Raw genomic sequence first — 17,055 nt, forward strand, 5'->3', positions numbered from 1 at the left:
ATTTATGGAAAACATGCCTTTGAAGAGCCGCCAATTCCCCAGCGCGACAATTCACTATCATTTGGATTTGAGGAGAGCTTTCCATAGTAAAGGGCCATAAAATAGTCTCTGAGATCGTACTTGGCGCCCTGAATAGTCATTGGACATCTAAGAAAAGTGATATTTTTAGAATCGGTACTTGTGTCCTTACCAAGAATGTATTCAAGTATTTTATAATCTTCATCTTCTACAGTTGCATTTGTTTTTCTAATTTTTTTCCAAGCATTCATAAGTCGATAAAAGGCCGCCTTGATATTTCCATCTCTTGTGGGAGTTGAATAAAGTTCTATTTGAGAACCAGAAAGGCATCGACCCTGAACTTCGATTCTTTCAAGCGCAGAGTCAATGGCAAATTTTCGAGCATCGAGCATACGACAGATATTATCAATCCTTCTTGTTATAGACTTTGCAATTGTATCTTTTTCAACTGCGTACATATCAGTTACATAACTAAAAAACTTATCACCTAGCTTATTTGCTAATGGATACTGCTCAAGAGAGAAAGATTCTGTCTTTTCAAATTGCTTAACTAAGTTGTAAGGCATTGGTCGTTTAAATCCCCACGGAGCTTCGCTCGTCATGTGTCCTGGATGCCCCTGGGTTTCAGCAAGAGGACGAATAAGAGCTGGAGTTGTAGAAGAAAATAGGCGAAAGTGCCCTGTTCCTAAAAAAGACTTTATGATGGCCGCGTGATTACTCTTATCACTCGACGATATATAAATATCTCCAGGTCTAAGCTTGTCTAATTTTAGAGCTGCACTATTATAGCGGGCCAGGGCGTATGTCCCACCACTTTTTGAAATCAGCTTGATAAAACTTTTGATTCTTTCTAACTCAGACAAATCGTCAAACTGTGCCGTTGTATTAGATAGAATGTGGCCTTCCGAAAACTTGATACTGAGTGAGAGCTTATTCTCGTAACTATAAATTATCATTAGTGCAAATACAGCATCAGCACAGTCTGTTTCAATACCGTAGTATGGGCCATCCTTATTTGAAAAGATGTCATGCTTAAGTTCAGTTTCGATCCAATGAGAGTAGCCTTTAAGGTCTTCTAGCTCCCAGTCACGTGTTGATTCCCAGACACTCGCAAGAGTGTTTAATTGAAAACAAAGAAATAGGAAGAAGCTTAATAAGCGCATGAGCCTTATTATCTTAAAATACTAAAGCTTGGTAGCAAGACTATACATTTTACTATACTAATCGCCGCTAAACATTAAGTATTGGTATAAAGTGACAATATTCATAGGAATTGAATGATCGTTCTATCATGAACTTGCTCGAAGGCGAGGTTAATTTTCAATAAATTCAGGCTATTGGCGCGTTAAGATTCGCCTTCTAATCAGCGATTATTATTGTCTATCAAATAATTCTTATATGTCTATTTTGGGTTAATTTTTCACGTCTAAACTATGAAAATATTTCAAGCTCCATTGTATGCATTGCTGCTTTGCGATATAACTGTGTTGGTATAACGACCCTTGGAGGTATGTAATGTTTAACATTGGCGAATACGCGGTTTGTCCTGGTCACGGAGTTGGGCAAATTGTCGATATTGAAGAAAGAGTGATGGGGGATGCAACCTTATCATTTTACATCATTAAAGTGATCGCCAACGGTATGACTGTAATGGTTCCTACAAATAGTGAAACAGGAATCAGGCAATTAGTCGAAAATAGTCAGATTGAAGAAGTATTTGAACTCTTACATGATCACGACGTGAAAGTTGATAACTCAACTTGGAATAGAAGACACCGTGATTATATGGCAAAAGTTAAGACGGGTTCTCTTCTTGAAATAGCCGATGTACTTAGATCACTCTTCTTATTAAAGAATAAGAAAAATCTCTCATTCGGAGAGAAGAAAATGCTTGAGCAATGTAGAGATTTACTAGTTCAAGAAATTGCACTGACAAAAGGTGAAGAAAAAACTGATGTCAAAAAGAAAATTGAAAACGTATTTGAGGCAACTCAAGCACAATAAAAAAGCGGTCCTAAGACCGCTTTTTTTTTGAGTGTGTATCGGAATAGAAGGCGAATTCTTAGAATACACCATCAAAGAAATCATCGTCCTGAGCTTGGTTACATCTTTTCCATGCTAAGTGATAAACAAGTCCACCATTGATATCTGCTGAGTCAACAGTCGTTAAGGCTTCCATTCTTCTATTTGTATTTCTAACCATTAAAGAAGAGTTGATACGAAGGTTCACGTCAGCTCCACATTTTGACCAAACAGTAGCGTTAAGTCCTAATTTGTTTGAGATGATGTAATCTTCATCTAGCCCACCTCTAAAATCTTTTTGTACTCTTGGTCCTCTCATCCCTGCAAAGAAATATTCTGCCGAAAATCTTGACATTGCTCCTCTTGGAAGAGAGTTAAATCCCCTGTAGTCAATATCGATGATTGAAACACTAAATCCTTGAGGAACGTGAACAGGAATCGCAATTGAACAGTTCTTTCTATCGAGTGACTTTCCTGTGCTACCACCTGCCTCTACGATATATTCATCAAAGATAATTGATAGAGACTTACTATCTGGCGAAAGTGTTGCTGAAGCTGAACCAGCTGGACAACCTGAACCACCGTAACCTGGTTCACCTAGTCTTAGATCATCATTTGCTAGTGCCATGTTTGAAATACTTGCAAGAGTTAAAAGTCCTAGTAATAATTTTTTCATAAAACATCCCTCCAAAAGATTGTTAATTGAGATCTCCCATCGCTTTCGCGTTTCTCTCTTGAACCCAGAATGCACGTGCAAATAAAAAAAGAAAATAGCAAACAAGTTTTTTGTACACTTTCTAGAACACGTGGTATGGCCAAATAGAGGCCATAAACGTGTTTTTAGTAATTTCCACTTGGTAGTGCACCACGTGGCGCAGATACTTCTAAGTTTTAACGTTCTTGCTTTATATCTTACTAGTGTTGTTTTAATTTGATTTCAGGGAGCTAATTTTAGCTAGAGAGAGGAGAAAATATGAGGAAAATGAAAACAGCATTATTAATACTAGGTACTCTATCAACGTTGTCAGCGAAAGCCTTGGAGGTGCAATTTGACAGCATTAAATTACAGGGAAGAGGTTGTTCAGATCAAAATAGCGCAGTTGTTTTTTCACCTGATAGAACTTCTGCTTCTCTATTGTTTGATCAAATGATTGTTGAAGTACCATTCTCTGGAAGTGATGATTTTGGAAGTGGAATAGAGAAACTAATTGACAGAAAGGTGTGTAATATTTCTGTTTCTCTTGATGTTCCAGAAGGAGAGAGAATAACAGGTATTGAGTTTCAGACTGATTTTAGAGGGATGACATTTGGAGAGTACGGTACAGAGACAGAGTTTGATTCGCGTATTATTTCTTGGAAAGACTCTTCTGGAGGAACTCGAAATGATTCAGATGTAATTGTTAATCGTGTCTACTCTGGCGATTTTGATGAGGAATTAGATCTTTCTCGAAATGCTTTTATTAATATCAACTCTTCATGTAACACAAGTTCTAGAGCAAGTAAGGTTGATTTTTTAATAAGAAATTTTATTCGTGCAGAGGTTATTAATCGCCGATTAGGAACACCGACAGCAATGCTTGCTATTGATTCCAGTGATATGCGTGGAAACTTCAAAATAAAACTACACAAGGAAAAATGTAGTGATAGAGGTCGTCCAACGCGTCCAACAAGACCTACTCGCCCAGGTCGTGGAGATAGAGATGATGATAAGATTGAAATGTGTCGTCGCCTCGGTGGTATTTGGCATGATAAACAACGAACATGTATCTCAATATTCGGACGTCGATAAGACATTCGGGTGTCACTTTGACCACTTTCAATAATATGAATACTGTAAATTTCTATCACTTTCATACAATGGGCCATAATTTTGGCCCATTTATTGTGTGGCGGTGGCCCTTCTTGAGAAAGTTTAATATTTTGAACTTAAGCAGACTTAGGGAGAAAGGGGCTGTCATGAGTGTAAACTTTCAGTTACAAAGTGTTGTTAATAGTTATTTTGAGCGCTATCCTCATATGAGTATCAACGCTCTATCACTTAAAAGTGGAGTAGCTGCGACAACTCTTAGAAGAGTAATACAAGGTACGATAAAAGGAGATCCAGCTCCTCACACCGTTTTAAATATCGTAAGTGCCATCAAAAATGAGAATAAACTTGATAAGATTGTAAAGGCCTACGAAGGTCCAATTCAAGAATATTTAACTCAGGCGTTCGGTAATTTTCTTACAGAAATCGATACTAATTATGATCTTGATTTAAACGATGTTCTTAGAGATCAGATCACATACTTTGTTTATAAGTTAAGTGCGAATAGAGTCGGAACTGATCTTGTTGATATTGATGGAACTTTTGGAAAGCTTGGTATTGATAAATTAAACTATCTTGTTTCTAAAGGAATTGTTGTTCAAAAAGATGAAAGATATCACGCGGTAAAGAAGAACTTTTCCCTTGATGTAAATATCGCAGCAGGACACTTACCGTCTCTTGTGAGATTTTATAAGCCACATCAAGTTGGAAATGGGAAAAATCTCTTTTATACATTGAGTGAATCAATCAGTGAAGATGGAATTAGAAAAATAAAAGAAATTCAAAAAGAAGCAGTAAAGAAGATACATGCGATTATGCAGTCTCCATTCTATGAAGGTGATATTCCATTCTTTACGTTAGACTTATGTGACACACTTGATCTTGGTAATCAAGTAGAGGTAATCCAATGAAAAATTTATTAAAAGTAATATTCTCTTTTTTTATGTTCGTAAATATTGTTCTTGGTGGTGAAGTAACAGGGGCAGGTAAAGAGATCGAAACAATTCTTGTTAAAAATGGTCTCTCAACAGCGAAGTTAAAATCTTTAGGACTTAAGCTTGGAGAGGTTACAGGCGCTGGTAAGATTCATATCGATACACTTGAGATGATTGTAACTTCAAAGAAAGTAATCTCAATGAATGATATTGTTCATACAGAATTTAAAAATCCAAGTGCTGGTCAGACTGTCTCTGAAGTTGAGTACTTTGATACATCTCTTGAAGTCATTAAGAAGGCACAGATTAAAGCATTTATTATCAGATAATCTTTTCAAACTCTTGTCTTGGGCCTAGAATAGGTCCATGGCAAGAAAAAATCCTTTCAAATTAAAATCAGAATTTAAACCTTGTGGTGATCAGCCTCAAGCTATTGAGACCCTTGTTAATAAATTTAATAAAGGGGAAAAGGAGCAAGTACTTCTCGGTGTAACTGGTTCTGGAAAGACATTTACCATGGCCAATATTATTCAGGCCCTAGGAAAGAAAACTCTTATTCTTGCCCATAATAAAACTCTTGCGGCCCAGTTATATGGAGAGTTTAAAGAATTCTTCCCTGAAAATGCTGTTGAGTATTTTGTTTCTTACTATGATTACTATCAACCAGAGGCTTATGTTCCTGGTTCAGATACTTTTATTGAAAAAGATGCGTCTATCAATGACGAAATTGACAAGCTTAGACATAGTGCTACCCGCTCATTACTTGAAAGAGATGATGTCATTATTATTTCAAGTGTTAGTTGTATCTATGGGATTGGTTCACCTGATGAATACGAATCAATGAAAGCAACTCTCTTCGTTGGGGATATTATCAATCGTGATGAATTCTTAAAACAACTCGTTTCAATTCAATATGAAAGAAATGACATTGACTTTTCCCGTGGTAAATTTAGAGTTCGTGGAGATATTGTTGAGGTTTTCCCGGCCCATGAGGATTCAAATGTGGTTCGTATTGAATTTTTTGATGACGAAATCGAGTCAATTGCCATTGTCGATCCATTAAGGTCGACGGTAATCACATCACTTAATAAGGTTACTATTTATCCGAAGTCTCATTATGTTGTTGGGACTGAGAAGTTAGATGGAGCAATTGAGACAATTAAGGAAGAACTTAGATCTCAACTACAGTTCTTTGAAGAGAACCAAAAGCTTGTGGAGAAGCAAAGATTGGAACAGAGAACATTACTAGATCTCGAAATGTTAGAGGAGATGGGTTTTTGTTCAGGGATTGAAAATTACTCGAGACACTTAACTGGGCAAAAAGCAGGTGATCCACCTCCGACACTTGTTGATTACTTTAAAAAAGACTTCCTTATGATTATCGACGAGTCTCATATTACAGTTCCCCAAGTCGGAGGGATGTATCGTGGAGACCGCGCTCGTAAGGAAAACCTTGTCAATTATGGATTTCGATTGCCTTCCGCCCTTGATAATAGGCCATTAAACTTTACAGAATTTATCTCAAAGCTCGATGATACTCTTTATGTTTCAGCAACACCTGGAAATTATGAGCTTGAAAAAACACATGGCGAATATGTCGAGCAGATAATTCGTCCTACAGGACTTCTTGATCCGATCATTGATGTTCGCCCGGCCGATAATCAGGTTGACGACCTGCTTGTTGAAGTTCGTGCCACAGTAACTAAAGGGGAGAGAGTTCTAATTACGACTCTAACAAAGAAGCTTGCCGAGGAGTTGACCTCTTTCTACGCCTCTGTGGGTGTAAAAGTTAAGTACCTTCACAGTGATATCGATACTATTGAGAGAATGGAGATTATCCGTGACCTACGTCTTGGCGAGTTTGATGTTCTCGTTGGGATTAACCTTTTAAGAGAAGGCCTTGATATTCCTGAAGTATCGCTGGTTGGAATTCTTGATGCTGATAAGGAAGGTTTTCTTCGTTCTGAGCGATCTCTTATTCAAACTATTGGTCGAGCTGCTCGTAATAGTGAAGGGCGAGTGATCCTTTACGCTAATAAAGAGACCAATAGTATGGCAAAGGCCATAGGGGAAACAAGGAGGCGTCGTGAGGTTCAGCACCAATTCAATCTTGATAATGGAATTACTCCTAAAACGATTAAAAAAGATGTTAAGGGGGGAGTTATCGAGACTTTACGAGGTAAGAATAAAGGTAAGTCTCGCATTGCTGCTAAGGATATCGCTCTTGATCGAGAGTCTATTGAAAAGAGAATCAATGAGTTAAAGCAAGCAATGAAAGAAGCCTCTAAGGACTTACGTTTTGAAGACGCGGCTAAGTTTAGAGATGAAATAAAAAGTCTTAACGAAGCTTATCTGTTAATTTAAATCATCCATGTATATGAAAAATATTTACAATTATTAAAGAAATTCCATCTTTCTTATATTTTTTAAAAAATCTAATAAAAATCATGAACCTTTTTCATTATCCTAGTATACAACTTTATTTCTATTTTATATAAGCAGCGAATCAAAAAAACATTTTATTTATCTCAATCTTTTTGTAAGGAGTGTTGAATGAGAAAATTAATTATAGCAATTGCTATGACTTTTGCGGCGTTAAATGCAAGTGCCGTTAATCTTGCGTTTAAATTTGAAGTAACATCTTCAGGTAACTCAATGTATGCATGTAATGCTGGTCTAAAGCATGCTGATCCTGCTGGACGTGTATGTTATGACAGACAAACTCTTAACTCATGTAATCCAGTTCTTTGTAAAGATGGACAAGCTTGTGACTGTGTTTGTACAGGTGGTTTCACTCTTCCAAATAATGGAAGAGATGATGGAGAGTACAGATTAGATTTCTTCAACGCTTCATATGCAAACTGGACAGACAATGGTGAAGCTCCAACAAATATTCAGTATGTAAGAAAAACAGCTGGGAAGAATTCTGCTCAAACTGCAATCAATGCAGCAGATACATTCTCAACTCAACTTTTAAGCCTAGATTTTAATCTTGGTTCTGAAAGATATGGTGCAGAGTACTTTGTTGACGTTTGTTTCAGAGCAACTCAAATTGATTACCCATCTTCAAATACATATGCAAACGGTGACAAGCTTAACTGGGCAATTGATCGTGGTGTAACAATTACTGATCTATCTTCTGATCTTGGTGATTCAACTCATGTTTGGGATCTTGATGAAACAGACGTTATCTATTCTTTAGCAACTTATGAAACAAGTTCAGCTCTTCAAGTTAAAGCAACTCTTTACTGTAAAGATAAAGATGGGTCTTTAGTATTTAACGAAGAAACTGCATATACAACTTTTGATGCTGCTCAAAAGATTAAATTTGCTTCAAGAAGCACAAAAGCTGATCTTAAAGGTTGTATCGTAAGATATACATTCAAAGAAACTAATGTTGACGGAATTTCAAGTGTAAGAAAGTGGAAAGCTCAAAAAGCTAGAATCTGTACTTATACTTCTGTAAACGAAGCAGAGTAATTCGAGTAAGGCCAACAAACTAATGTTGGCCAACTTTTTTTATAAGGTTTAAATGAAAATTTTTATACTACTCTTACTTTCATATTATACTCTAGGTTGTGCGAATCTAAGTACTCCTGAGAATATCAATATCGCTATCGATCCTCAAAATGGGACTCATTATTTCTATAATGATTTAAGACTTGTTTTCGATCGCCCAAATGTTAGTGCTTCAAACTGTGAAAAAGTAGCTAAAGAGAACAAGTATCTTATGTTTTCTGTAGGTTTAGAAAACTTCATCCTTTCGGATGAGTTTATGACTTACTCAATAAATGATTATCTCTCAATGTCTGGAGATATGTGTAAAATTGATAATAATCCTTCATCGTTTATTCCAACGAAAGAAGATAGAAATAAAAGACTCATTAAGAGACGTAAGTTTTTAAATCAGTGTGTTGTCTTTCAATTAACTGACTTTTCAAGAACTGGAATTGATGTTCCCTCTGAGCAACCAGGTTGTAAAATTACTGAAATTTCTCAAAATGCTGTTAATTTTGAAGGAAGCTTTTGTTTTGTAAAACCAAAGGTTGATAGCTCTATTGTCTTTACTGTTGATATTAAAGATGAGTGTAAAAGCTTTGACTATTACAAAGAAAATAAAATTGAACTTCAAGATATTCTTGGGAATATCACAGTTTATAAGTCTGGAGATGCTACAGGGAAGTCAATTGACTTAACATCTCTTAAACAAATGGACTTTAGAATATCTGTAAACTCGCCAAAAGACCTGATCCCAACAAATGTTGATTACGGCGATGATCGTCCGACATGGCCTACGACATGGAATGTAAGTGATTTATATCTAGGGGAACCAAAAATTCTTACAGGTTCTGATCTTTTTGACGAAATCACTGTCCCTGTTTTTGCTAATAATAACTGTCCACTTACTTGTAAAGAAGGCCTATGTGCTTCAAGTTGTACATATTCGCAACCTGTGACTGGAGAGTTTCTTCTATATGAAGTTAATGGGAGTAAAAAAGAACTACTCGCTTCATGGTTTGATGGTGGAATTGTTCCTGCTAATTGGGCCGGTTATGTGAATGGAGTAGGTGTAAAAATTCAAAAGGAACTTCTGCAAGAAGGGAAAGACTACGTTCTTGAGTATGATATTAGTGATCAAGAACTTAATTATATGAGCTTAAAGGGAAGAATTACTAAACAAATAAAAATGAATGCTAATAATATTCCTGAGCTTAGACGTGGAGGGCTTGGTATAAGAGAGATTCCACAAATTGGTACAATTGGAGAAATAAAAAAATTACCAATGATTGACTCTATTGTTGGTATTTACTTTTCTGGTAGTGGGTTTAATGGTGTAAGAAACGCTTTGAACTCGATTTCTCGCACTTTTAAGAGTTCTTTCTGGCCCCCTTACTTTGATAAGGTATGCACAGATAGCAAATGTATCGATCAAAAAAAGAGCAAGTTAAAGCTTTCTCTAGGATTCAAATTATTAAAGAAAAACAAAGGTTTTAAAATTAGTGATGTCAATTTTTCAAAAACATCAAATTTTTCTAAAGATATTCATATTTCAGATTATAAGTTTCCAAAAATTAATTGTGGATTGGTTCAAGACGATAGCGATGGGCCAGACTTTGATGACGTGGTATTTGATTTTTAATGAATAAAATTTATTTTAAACTCACATTCATTTTTCTTCTTTCTCTCTCTGTAGTTGCAAGAATTAATTGTCCTGACTATAAGGCCGTTGTCTGCCATGCAGGAAGTGAAATCAACCCTCACTATGTTGAGGTATGCGTATCATTTTCATCTTTATACGGTCACCTTGCTGAACATGAGAATGACTACTACGGTGAGTGTGGACTTAGAAATGTGAAAAAATCCTATGTATGCAATGCTGGAATGAGACATCAGGATGTTGATAATCAAATTTGCATCAACAAAGATGAAGGTGAACCACGTTTTGTTTCTCAATGTGAGCCAGGTGCTGCAAACTGTGTTTGTACTTCAGCAAAAGACTTATACTTATTTGATTATTTCTCTGTTGAGTTATCAACTTATAACCCATTGACTGAAGTTAGTTCAAATACAGAAGTTAAAAATATCAATGCAGGAAAGGCTACCTTCAATGTCGCAACGACAGATCCTGCATACACAAGAATTACAGAAGATAACGGACTTTCATTTAAACTAGGTTCAGAACGCCTTAATGGTGAATATTTTGTTGATACATGTTGGATGAATACAACTGGTCTTGAGCAATATAGCCTAGATTTTACAATCAATTCTAGTGTTATAGCTGAAAGTAGTAATGGAATTTCTTATCCAATTCACTCGGGCCTACATTCTCGATTCCTTCTTTATTGTGATCAGAATTTTGATGGGAATTTTGACTACTCAACAGTATCGCTTGTTGACGGGACTTCATATCTACCATTTGGAACAGGACAACAAGCGTCTTTTGATTATGCAGTATCAAACTCTGAGTTTTGTTTTATTCGTCAATCTTTTAAGGAAATCTATCCAGACAGAATGAGAGACTGGGATTTGAAAAATATTACAGTCTTAAATAACGTTGAATCACACGAAGAAGTTATCACTGATGGGCCAATTCGAATTTGTCATGTTCAAGAAATTACCAACGGTAATAATAATGGAACGAATGGTTCATATGGCTCAATGATTGAAACTGTTAAGGTTGGGGCGAGCTTTCAGACTATTGATAATAAGAAGATTTATGAGTGTACAAACTTAAGGTTTAACAATTCTGATCATCTAAAGTCATATATCAAATATGGGAAGGATGAGAAAGACTTTAGAGATGTTCATCAACATGATTATGTAGGAATTTGTAATAATATTTGTGGCCCAATTCATGGGAATGGCGCCAATTAGGGAGAATAACGTGAAAATGATTTTAAAAAGTCTATTAATGCTTGGTTTAGTTGCTCAAATGTCATTTGCTGGTGATGTTGATGATTTATTTGGAAGTGGAGAAGATCAATTTGAATTTGACCGTTTCTCTGATGAGTCGATCCTATTAGAAATCGACAGAAACGCTGCTATTTCTTGTGACAAAGGTCTTTGTACACTTCACTCAATGGAAAGTAGATACGGTGGGTTTGAAGTTTCTTTCAATGTTGGACAAGGTACTGGTATGTCAACAAATGGAAAGGATGGAGTTAATATTTACACTGGTGGTTATGGGACATGTGATACTTGTGACTCTTTAAACTGGGGATTCCAAGTAAAATATTCTCGTGGAAAATGTACTCAAACAGTTAAAGTACCAAAATCAGTATATTATGCTGTAAACCGTTATATGTATGGTCTTCTTACTGACGAAGGTGGAACAAGAAGAGGTTTTACTCCTGCTGATGAAGCAATGATTATGTTCTACACTACTATCATGAACAATGTTAAAGGTTGTACAAAGTAATAAATAAATTATGTGGTAAGTAGGGGGATTTACCCTCTACTTATTACATAGTTGAACAATCTATCTCGATAATCTGGTATAAATCGGCAATGATAAAAATAATAATTTCTCTATTAATTCTAAGCAATATCTTTGCTGCGTCAGATTTCCATTCTTGGGATAAGGACCTGGCCGATCTGAATTTGGACGTCAATCCAATCGAGCTTAGAAACAGAGCAGGGTGTGCAAAGGATTCAGAGTTTCCTACACAGTCAGTATTTTTATTAGTCGATAATACTACAATTGGAAAAGCCGCTTACCGTCTTGCTTCACTTACTCGTAAAGATCCAGAAGAGACAACAAAGCTTGCAATTAAAGCATACCGTAAAAAACTTATCACTTTAACAAATACTATATTTGAAAAGCTTTCTAATAGAGAGTTGCCACTTCTTCCAAACCTAACGAGCTCGCTCCATGTACCAAGCCGTTATAAGCAAATTGTACAAGGTTGCTTCGAGCAGGAAGATTGTCCAGAGTTAAATGAATATCTCGAAAAGCTTTGGGCAAATAGCAAACTTAATGTTCCTGCAGTTAGAAAAATTGTTAATAATTATAAAACAGATAACTTTCATAGCGAAGAGAGCTATCACAAGCTTGATGAGGATACACGTTTAAGCTGTAACCTTCTAAAAAAATTCTCTCCAATTCAAGCTCATTTATTTGGAACTAAACCTGATCGTGAAGTACTTCAAAAAATTGCATCTCGACTCGGTGATACTGCTAAGTACTTTGGTTCGTGTGATGATGAGAGTATCGAGAATCTTAAAGTCGCTGGTTATCAATTGGATATTAGACATCTTGATGATTCTCAGTGGAATAAGATTGGTTTTGATTTTTGGAACAGTCTAAAAATCTATCTTTCTTGGGCCTTTAAAAGCACTACTGTCGTCGATTTTGATTACGAACTAATAATTCAATCAACTCAAACTGAGGATTCAATTCTTCTAGTTTCTAATGGGTGTAAGAGTATTGAAGTACCAGAGTGTAGTAATGACTACCTATCAAAGTCAGTCCTTGCTCAAATGGCGAAAGATGACTTCAAGAAAACAGCTCTTGAGTTGGATGTCTTAAGCCCTGTTGTTAGTGGTGCTCAGGATATCATGCTCGAAAATCCATTTACAGCAGTTAATACTGATATTCTTGACCTTGCAACTCGTGAAGACGCAAATAAGTGGATTGAGTCTCTATTTAATAATTTTTCTGGTACGAAGGCATATATTAAGAATAAACTTACTGTCGCACTAAGCTTCTATACAATCTTAACGAAGAGATTAAGTGTTTCAAAACTTAGTAATGATTTAAATCGTTATTACAGTGTTTCTAACTTTGATGATGATAAAATAAAAAATGATATCTACTATATGTGTAGTGAAGCAAAGTTTGTTTCGAGTGAAACATTTAGTTTTGTAAAAAAGAATATTACATTAATTAAAGATACAAACTTTATTGACTCAATGAAGCTATTTTTCAATGAGAATAGTCTTGAGGATATTGTCAATGATTATGAAGCACTTCTTACAGATGTTAACGCATTTTGTGACTCCCTCGATGGAGAGCAGCTATTTGGGGGAGAGTTTGAAGTTGACCGTTCAGGGTTTAAGCAGTGGTACCTAGACAAGAACTATAAGGTAAAGAATCTAAAGTCTACGAGTGAAGAAAAATTAGCAGAGCTTAACTTAAAGCCATATATTAGTTATGGTGCTTCTGGTAAAGTGATCTGCCATTCCCCTAGCTCGTGTGTAAGAGAGTCAATCTCACATATCTTAGAAATAACTCGTGCAACATACTATGCTTCAACTTTTTGGAAATCAAAACATAAAGCAACAAGCTCTGATGTATTTAATCCTTATAGTGAAAGGGTTGCATGTAAGGTTTATGATCCGTGGTTTAAGACTCGTGCGACAATAACTAACTTTACATCTGACATCTCTCAGGCAATTGTAAGTAGATTTACTCCAGGTGTACTATACTCTAAGTTTTCTTTACAACCAGGGCACGTTGAAAGCTTTAACTCTATGGTTAAAGACGGGAAAATCCTTTTCAATAAGAACTTTAAAAAAGAAAAAGTGATGATGGAGCTTGTTTCTGATTTTGGACCTTTATTGGGTGTTCCTTGTGCAGTCTCAATTGCTGGAAAGTATTCTAATGGATACAATAACCTTTACCAGTTCAATGGGGTTTCAGTAGGGGCGTGTACTGCAAAAGACAGTTCTCAAATTATTGTAAATTCTGCATCTGATATTTCGACTCCTGATGGAGATGTGAAGTCGGGATGTTTTGCTTGTCGACTAAACTTCGAGTCAGTATCAAACACTTTGACTTATTTTAACTATGCAATTGGACCTGTTTACTACCTCGTTCGCTCTGTAGTAAGACTTGTAAAGGGATTAAGTGATCCTGATAATATTGCAAGAGATTGGGAAATTGATCTAAATCATTTAAAAAATACTTATAGACGTTTTGGATATATTCCAAAATCTTGTGTAAAAAAACTTACAAAAGGTAAAGCCTGCCTTGGAAGTTCGAGAGAAGAGAAAGCCGTTTCAATCCTAAATTCTAAGTACAATGTAACAATCTTAGCTGAATCTAAGACTGTGTTTGGTAATTATAGATTTAAAATTAGAGAGTGTCATAAGCCAGTATCTGTAAACTTTAGAAATGAAGACTCTTTTGAAATTAAGTCTGATTGTAAGCTGGAAAAGAAATGAGATATATTTTATTAGTTTTAGTTTCATTAAGTGTTGAGGCCATGAGCGTTGAAGTTTCATGGAATGATAATTTTTCAAAATCTCTAACACTATACTGTGAAGGTAATAATGAATGCCTAACATATTTTGATGAAGTAACGGTTATTGAGGAAGAGTTGTGTAATGATTGCTTTTCAACTGACATGACTTCATCATTTATTTTTAATGGTATTGGTGAATCAATTACAACTGGAGAATTGGCAGTACCTCTCGATTTTTTTGATCTTTTAAAGTCTAATAACTTTGTTTCGATTGACTATGATAGTCCTTATGATTTAGTCACAGGGCAAAGTCGCATTAAGAAGAAGTTGGCATACCGTAATCTTTGTGATGACTCTTCCGCTGATCCCGTTCTTTTTTTTGAAAAAGATGATTTTGGTAGAATCTCAAATCCAAGATTTATACTATGTGCCGACGGAGTTTATAATTTGGATCTTTTCTCTATTGATGTGAACGATGACTTTTTTGGTATTCCTGAATTCTACTAATTCTCTGAATTACTTCATTAGTTTTATTTTCTCCATATAGGATTTCTAGAAGTTCATTTTCGAATCCGTACTTGCATGCAAATAAGTCCGCTTCAAATTGTTTATCAAGAACCGATAGCATTGATTGATTATGCCCAAAGTAGATGTGTCCTAGTTCATGAAACAAAATGGCAAAAGCAATCGTGTTATCCACAGATCTCACCATACCGATAAACTCAGGATAAAGAATAATGAATTGTTTATTATTATGTGCAGCAAGGGTGGATGCATACTTTCCCGTAGAATAGAGAAAGCAAAGTTCTTTTTGCTTATTGAGTTTAGTGAAGTCTTCGGGGGTTAATAATTCCATGGATTCTTTGAAGAATCTATAGAGTATTTTATCTTGACGTATCCACTCGTGTTCAGCTCTATTAAGAAGAAGTTCTTTGGTTGTCAGCTTAGTTATGTTTTTAGATTTCAACTTTACAAAGATCATGATTAAATATCGGATAATCATCAGTTCAATCAACTATAATAATCACTTGATATTATTTGGGAAATACTTACCTAAGAGTCCTTTGAAGTCGAGATTTCTTGTATGATAGTTATATTGGAGTTTTTATTAGAGATTTAATCCTATTTATCTTATTGTTTTTGTCGGTTACAGCTTCTCACGCATACGAGAAGGCCGATGCTTTTATTGTTGAAGCACTCTCTGGATATTACAAGGTTCTTTCTCCTGTTACTATAAATAAGAAAATAAGTCTTATCGTGGTCAACAAGACGTTACATAAGCTTAGAGGCAAATTACAAAGAAATGGACAAGAGGATTTGGCTTTTTTAACAACGGCTCCTGGTAAGTCGACATCGATTGAGTTTGAGTTCGATAAATCGAAAAAATATCATTTCATTCCGCTCTCTCCTGCATTCCAAGAAGTAGAATTAAAAATAGGTGAAAAATCATATGAAGTTCCTGCGCAAAGATAAAATTGAAAAAACGATTCTCGTAATTTCTGATATCCATCTTGGTGCTGGAGAATACGTTGATGGCCAAAAGAACTATCTCGAAGATTTTCATTCAGATGAAGAGCTCATTGATTTTTTAGAATATTTTTGTGAAGGAAAGTATGCTAGCCGCGAGATTGAGTTGATCATCAACGGTGACTTTTTTGATCTTCTGGCGGTTCCTTTTGTCGAATTCTATGATGATGAGTTCTGGTCAGAGAAGGCTTCTTTAAAGAAGTTAGAAATGATTTTAGAGGCCCATGAGGATGTCATGGAAGCACTTGCAAAGTTCATTGAAAAGAAGAATCGCAAAATTACGATGATTGTAGGAAATCATGATGCAGAGCTTGTTTTTGAGTCTCTTCAGAAAATGGTACTTTCTAAAATCCCAGATGATAGAGTTGAGAGATTCACCATTCTTTTAAATGAGCATATCGAATATCGTCCCCATGAAAAGGTCTGTGTTAAACACGGGCATGAGTACGAGCTTGCACACCACTTCAATAGTGAGGACAATATAATTGAGGACAGTGACGGGGAGAAGTATTTTAATCCACCTTGGGGATCATATTACGTCACACGAGTCATCAATAAATTCAAAGAAGAGCGTTATCATGTTAATGCTGTGAGACCTATTAATAAATTTTTAATCAACGGCTTAATTTACGATACATTTTTTACTGCTCGCTTCATCCTCGCTAATATGTTCTACTTTGTGATGGTTCGAACGATCTTCTTATTCAAGTCGAGCAAAAATCTCACAGATCTCTTAAATCACTGTTTAAAAGAGCTTGAGCTCTTTAAGGATTATGAGTCCCTGACTTATGATTTTCTGAGTAAGAGTAACGATACGCAAGTTCTAATTGTTGGGCACACACACGAACCTATTTGTCGTAACTATGCCAATGGTAAAACTTTTATCAATACCGGGACATGGACGCGAATGTATCACCTTGATTTCGGGAAAGATTCTTCAAGTGTTCAGCTTACTTTTGCAAAGATTGATGTTGTAAAGAATAAAGAGGGAAGTTATCTGAGATCGAATTTGAATTCATGGCAGGGAACTAGTAAGCTCCCATACCATAACTTTAATTAG

Annotated in this window: 16 protein-coding genes; 13 read left to right on the forward strand and 3 right to left on the reverse strand. The window is 35.7% G+C overall.

Annotated features, from left to right (window positions below):
* Nucleotides 1-2 precede the first annotated feature (2 nt).
* The gene (locus tag M900_RS14390) at nucleotides 3-1,181 is read right to left on the reverse strand and encodes a hypothetical protein (protein ID WP_021275537.1); all 1,179 of its coding nucleotides are present in this window, start codon (nucleotides 1,179-1,181) and stop codon (nucleotides 3-5) included.
* Between the two features lie 352 nt (nucleotides 1,182-1,533).
* Between M900_RS14390 and M900_RS14395 the strand changes: the two genes are divergently transcribed.
* Entirely contained in the window at nucleotides 1,534-2,022 is a 489-nt protein-coding gene (locus M900_RS14395) for a CarD family transcriptional regulator (protein WP_021275672.1), read from the forward strand.
* 58 nt (nucleotides 2,023-2,080) lie between these two features.
* Here the strand turns inward: M900_RS14395 and M900_RS14400 are convergent, their stop codons facing one another.
* Nucleotides 2,081-2,716, reverse strand: a complete 636-nt coding sequence (locus tag M900_RS14400; RefSeq protein WP_021275389.1) for a DUF4360 domain-containing protein — start codon at nucleotides 2,714-2,716, stop codon at nucleotides 2,081-2,083.
* A 297-nt stretch (nucleotides 2,717-3,013) separates the two neighbouring features.
* On the opposite strand from M900_RS14400, the gene M900_RS14405 reads away from it, so the two are divergent.
* The 10 genes from M900_RS14405 (at nucleotide 3,014) to M900_RS14450 (ending at nucleotide 14,975) form a co-directional block, all read left to right on the forward strand.
* On the forward strand, nucleotides 3,014-3,829 hold the full coding sequence (locus M900_RS14405) for a DUF4360 domain-containing protein (RefSeq protein ID WP_021275543.1): 816 nt from the start codon (nucleotides 3,014-3,016) through the stop codon (nucleotides 3,827-3,829).
* Between the two features lie 167 nt (nucleotides 3,830-3,996).
* Nucleotides 3,997-4,758, forward strand: a complete 762-nt coding sequence (locus M900_RS14410) for a hypothetical protein (RefSeq protein WP_021275451.1) — start codon at nucleotides 3,997-3,999, stop codon at nucleotides 4,756-4,758.
* On the forward strand, nucleotides 4,755-5,111 hold the full coding sequence (locus tag M900_RS14415) for a hypothetical protein (RefSeq protein ID WP_021275358.1): 357 nt from the start codon (nucleotides 4,755-4,757) through the stop codon (nucleotides 5,109-5,111). The genes M900_RS14410 and M900_RS14415 overlap by 4 nt, the downstream gene beginning before the upstream one ends.
* A 37-nt stretch (nucleotides 5,112-5,148) precedes the next feature.
* Nucleotides 5,149-7,146 carry an excinuclease ABC subunit UvrB gene (gene uvrB / locus M900_RS14420; RefSeq protein ID WP_021275653.1) on the forward strand — a complete coding sequence of 666 codons (1,998 nt, stop codon included), beginning with the start codon at nucleotides 5,149-5,151 and terminating at the stop codon, nucleotides 7,144-7,146.
* Between the two features lie 189 nt (nucleotides 7,147-7,335).
* A complete protein-coding gene (locus M900_RS14425) occupies nucleotides 7,336-8,262 on the forward strand; it encodes a hypothetical protein (RefSeq protein ID WP_021275521.1) in 927 nt (308 codons plus the stop codon).
* A gap of 52 nt (nucleotides 8,263-8,314) precedes the next feature.
* The gene (locus M900_RS14430; RefSeq protein WP_021275407.1) at nucleotides 8,315-9,922 is read left to right on the forward strand and encodes a hypothetical protein; all 1,608 of its coding nucleotides are present in this window, start codon (nucleotides 8,315-8,317) and stop codon (nucleotides 9,920-9,922) included.
* Complete coding sequence (locus M900_RS14435; RefSeq protein WP_021275391.1) at nucleotides 9,922-11,157, forward strand: hypothetical protein; 1,236 nt, start codon at nucleotides 9,922-9,924, stop codon at nucleotides 11,155-11,157. Before M900_RS14430 ends, M900_RS14435 begins: the two co-directional genes overlap by 1 nt.
* Before the next feature lie 10 nt (nucleotides 11,158-11,167).
* A complete protein-coding gene (locus tag M900_RS14440; RefSeq protein WP_034732835.1) occupies nucleotides 11,168-11,701 on the forward strand; it encodes a hypothetical protein in 534 nt (177 codons plus the stop codon).
* An 89-nt stretch (nucleotides 11,702-11,790) separates the two neighbouring features.
* A complete protein-coding gene (locus tag M900_RS14445) occupies nucleotides 11,791-14,448 on the forward strand; it encodes a hypothetical protein (RefSeq protein ID WP_021275590.1) in 2,658 nt (885 codons plus the stop codon).
* Complete coding sequence (locus M900_RS14450; RefSeq protein WP_021275387.1) at nucleotides 14,445-14,975, forward strand: hypothetical protein; 531 nt, start codon at nucleotides 14,445-14,447, stop codon at nucleotides 14,973-14,975. Before M900_RS14445 ends, M900_RS14450 begins: the two co-directional genes overlap by 4 nt.
* Here the strand turns inward: M900_RS14450 and M900_RS14455 are convergent.
* Nucleotides 14,929-15,450: a hypothetical protein gene (locus M900_RS14455; RefSeq protein WP_157680683.1), complete on the reverse strand. Its 522-nt coding sequence runs from the start codon at nucleotides 15,448-15,450 to the stop codon at nucleotides 14,929-14,931. The two genes, M900_RS14450 and M900_RS14455, sit on opposite strands and share 47 nt — an antisense overlap.
* A gap of 98 nt (nucleotides 15,451-15,548) precedes the next feature.
* Here M900_RS14455 and M900_RS14460 point away from each other — a divergent pair, with 98 nt between their 5' ends.
* Nucleotides 15,549-15,941, forward strand: a complete 393-nt coding sequence (locus tag M900_RS14460) for a hypothetical protein (RefSeq protein ID WP_021275283.1) — start codon at nucleotides 15,549-15,551, stop codon at nucleotides 15,939-15,941.
* A complete protein-coding gene (locus M900_RS14465; protein WP_021275528.1) occupies nucleotides 15,919-17,055 on the forward strand; it encodes a metallophosphoesterase in 1,137 nt (378 codons plus the stop codon). Before M900_RS14460 ends, M900_RS14465 begins: the two co-directional genes overlap by 23 nt.

The organism is Bacteriovorax sp. Seq25_V (assembly GCF_000447795.1).
GTDB lineage: Bacteria > Bdellovibrionota > Bacteriovoracia > Bacteriovoracales > Bacteriovoracaceae > Halobacteriovorax_A.

What these genes read in the sequence shown, in the direction of transcription:
- M900_RS14390 (WP_021275537.1), bottom strand. Translation starts at nt 1,181, where the DNA reads ATGCGCTTATTAAGCTTCTTCCTATTTCTTTGTTTTCAATTAAACACT.
- M900_RS14395 (WP_021275672.1), top strand. Translation starts at nt 1,534, where the DNA reads ATGTTTAACATTGGCGAATACGCGGTTTGTCCTGGTCACGGAGTTGGG.
- M900_RS14400 (WP_021275389.1), bottom strand. Translation starts at nt 2,716, where the DNA reads ATGAAAAAATTATTACTAGGACTTTTAACTCTTGCAAGTATTTCAAAC.
- M900_RS14405 (WP_021275543.1), top strand. Translation starts at nt 3,014, where the DNA reads ATGAGGAAAATGAAAACAGCATTATTAATACTAGGTACTCTATCAACG.
- M900_RS14410 (WP_021275451.1), top strand. Translation starts at nt 3,997, where the DNA reads ATGAGTGTAAACTTTCAGTTACAAAGTGTTGTTAATAGTTATTTTGAG.
- M900_RS14415 (WP_021275358.1), top strand. Translation starts at nt 4,755, where the DNA reads ATGAAAAATTTATTAAAAGTAATATTCTCTTTTTTTATGTTCGTAAAT.
- uvrB (WP_021275653.1), top strand. Translation starts at nt 5,149, where the DNA reads ATGGCAAGAAAAAATCCTTTCAAATTAAAATCAGAATTTAAACCTTGT.
- M900_RS14425 (WP_021275521.1), top strand. Translation starts at nt 7,336, where the DNA reads ATGAGAAAATTAATTATAGCAATTGCTATGACTTTTGCGGCGTTAAAT.
- M900_RS14430 (WP_021275407.1), top strand. Translation starts at nt 8,315, where the DNA reads ATGAAAATTTTTATACTACTCTTACTTTCATATTATACTCTAGGTTGT.
- M900_RS14435 (WP_021275391.1), top strand. Translation starts at nt 9,922, where the DNA reads ATGAATAAAATTTATTTTAAACTCACATTCATTTTTCTTCTTTCTCTC.
- M900_RS14445 (WP_021275590.1), top strand. Translation starts at nt 11,791, where the DNA reads ATGATAAAAATAATAATTTCTCTATTAATTCTAAGCAATATCTTTGCT.
- M900_RS14450 (WP_021275387.1), top strand. Translation starts at nt 14,445, where the DNA reads ATGAGATATATTTTATTAGTTTTAGTTTCATTAAGTGTTGAGGCCATG.
- M900_RS14455 (WP_157680683.1), bottom strand. Translation starts at nt 15,450, where the DNA reads ATGATCTTTGTAAAGTTGAAATCTAAAAACATAACTAAGCTGACAACC.
- M900_RS14465 (WP_021275528.1), top strand. Translation starts at nt 15,919, where the DNA reads ATGAAGTTCCTGCGCAAAGATAAAATTGAAAAAACGATTCTCGTAATT.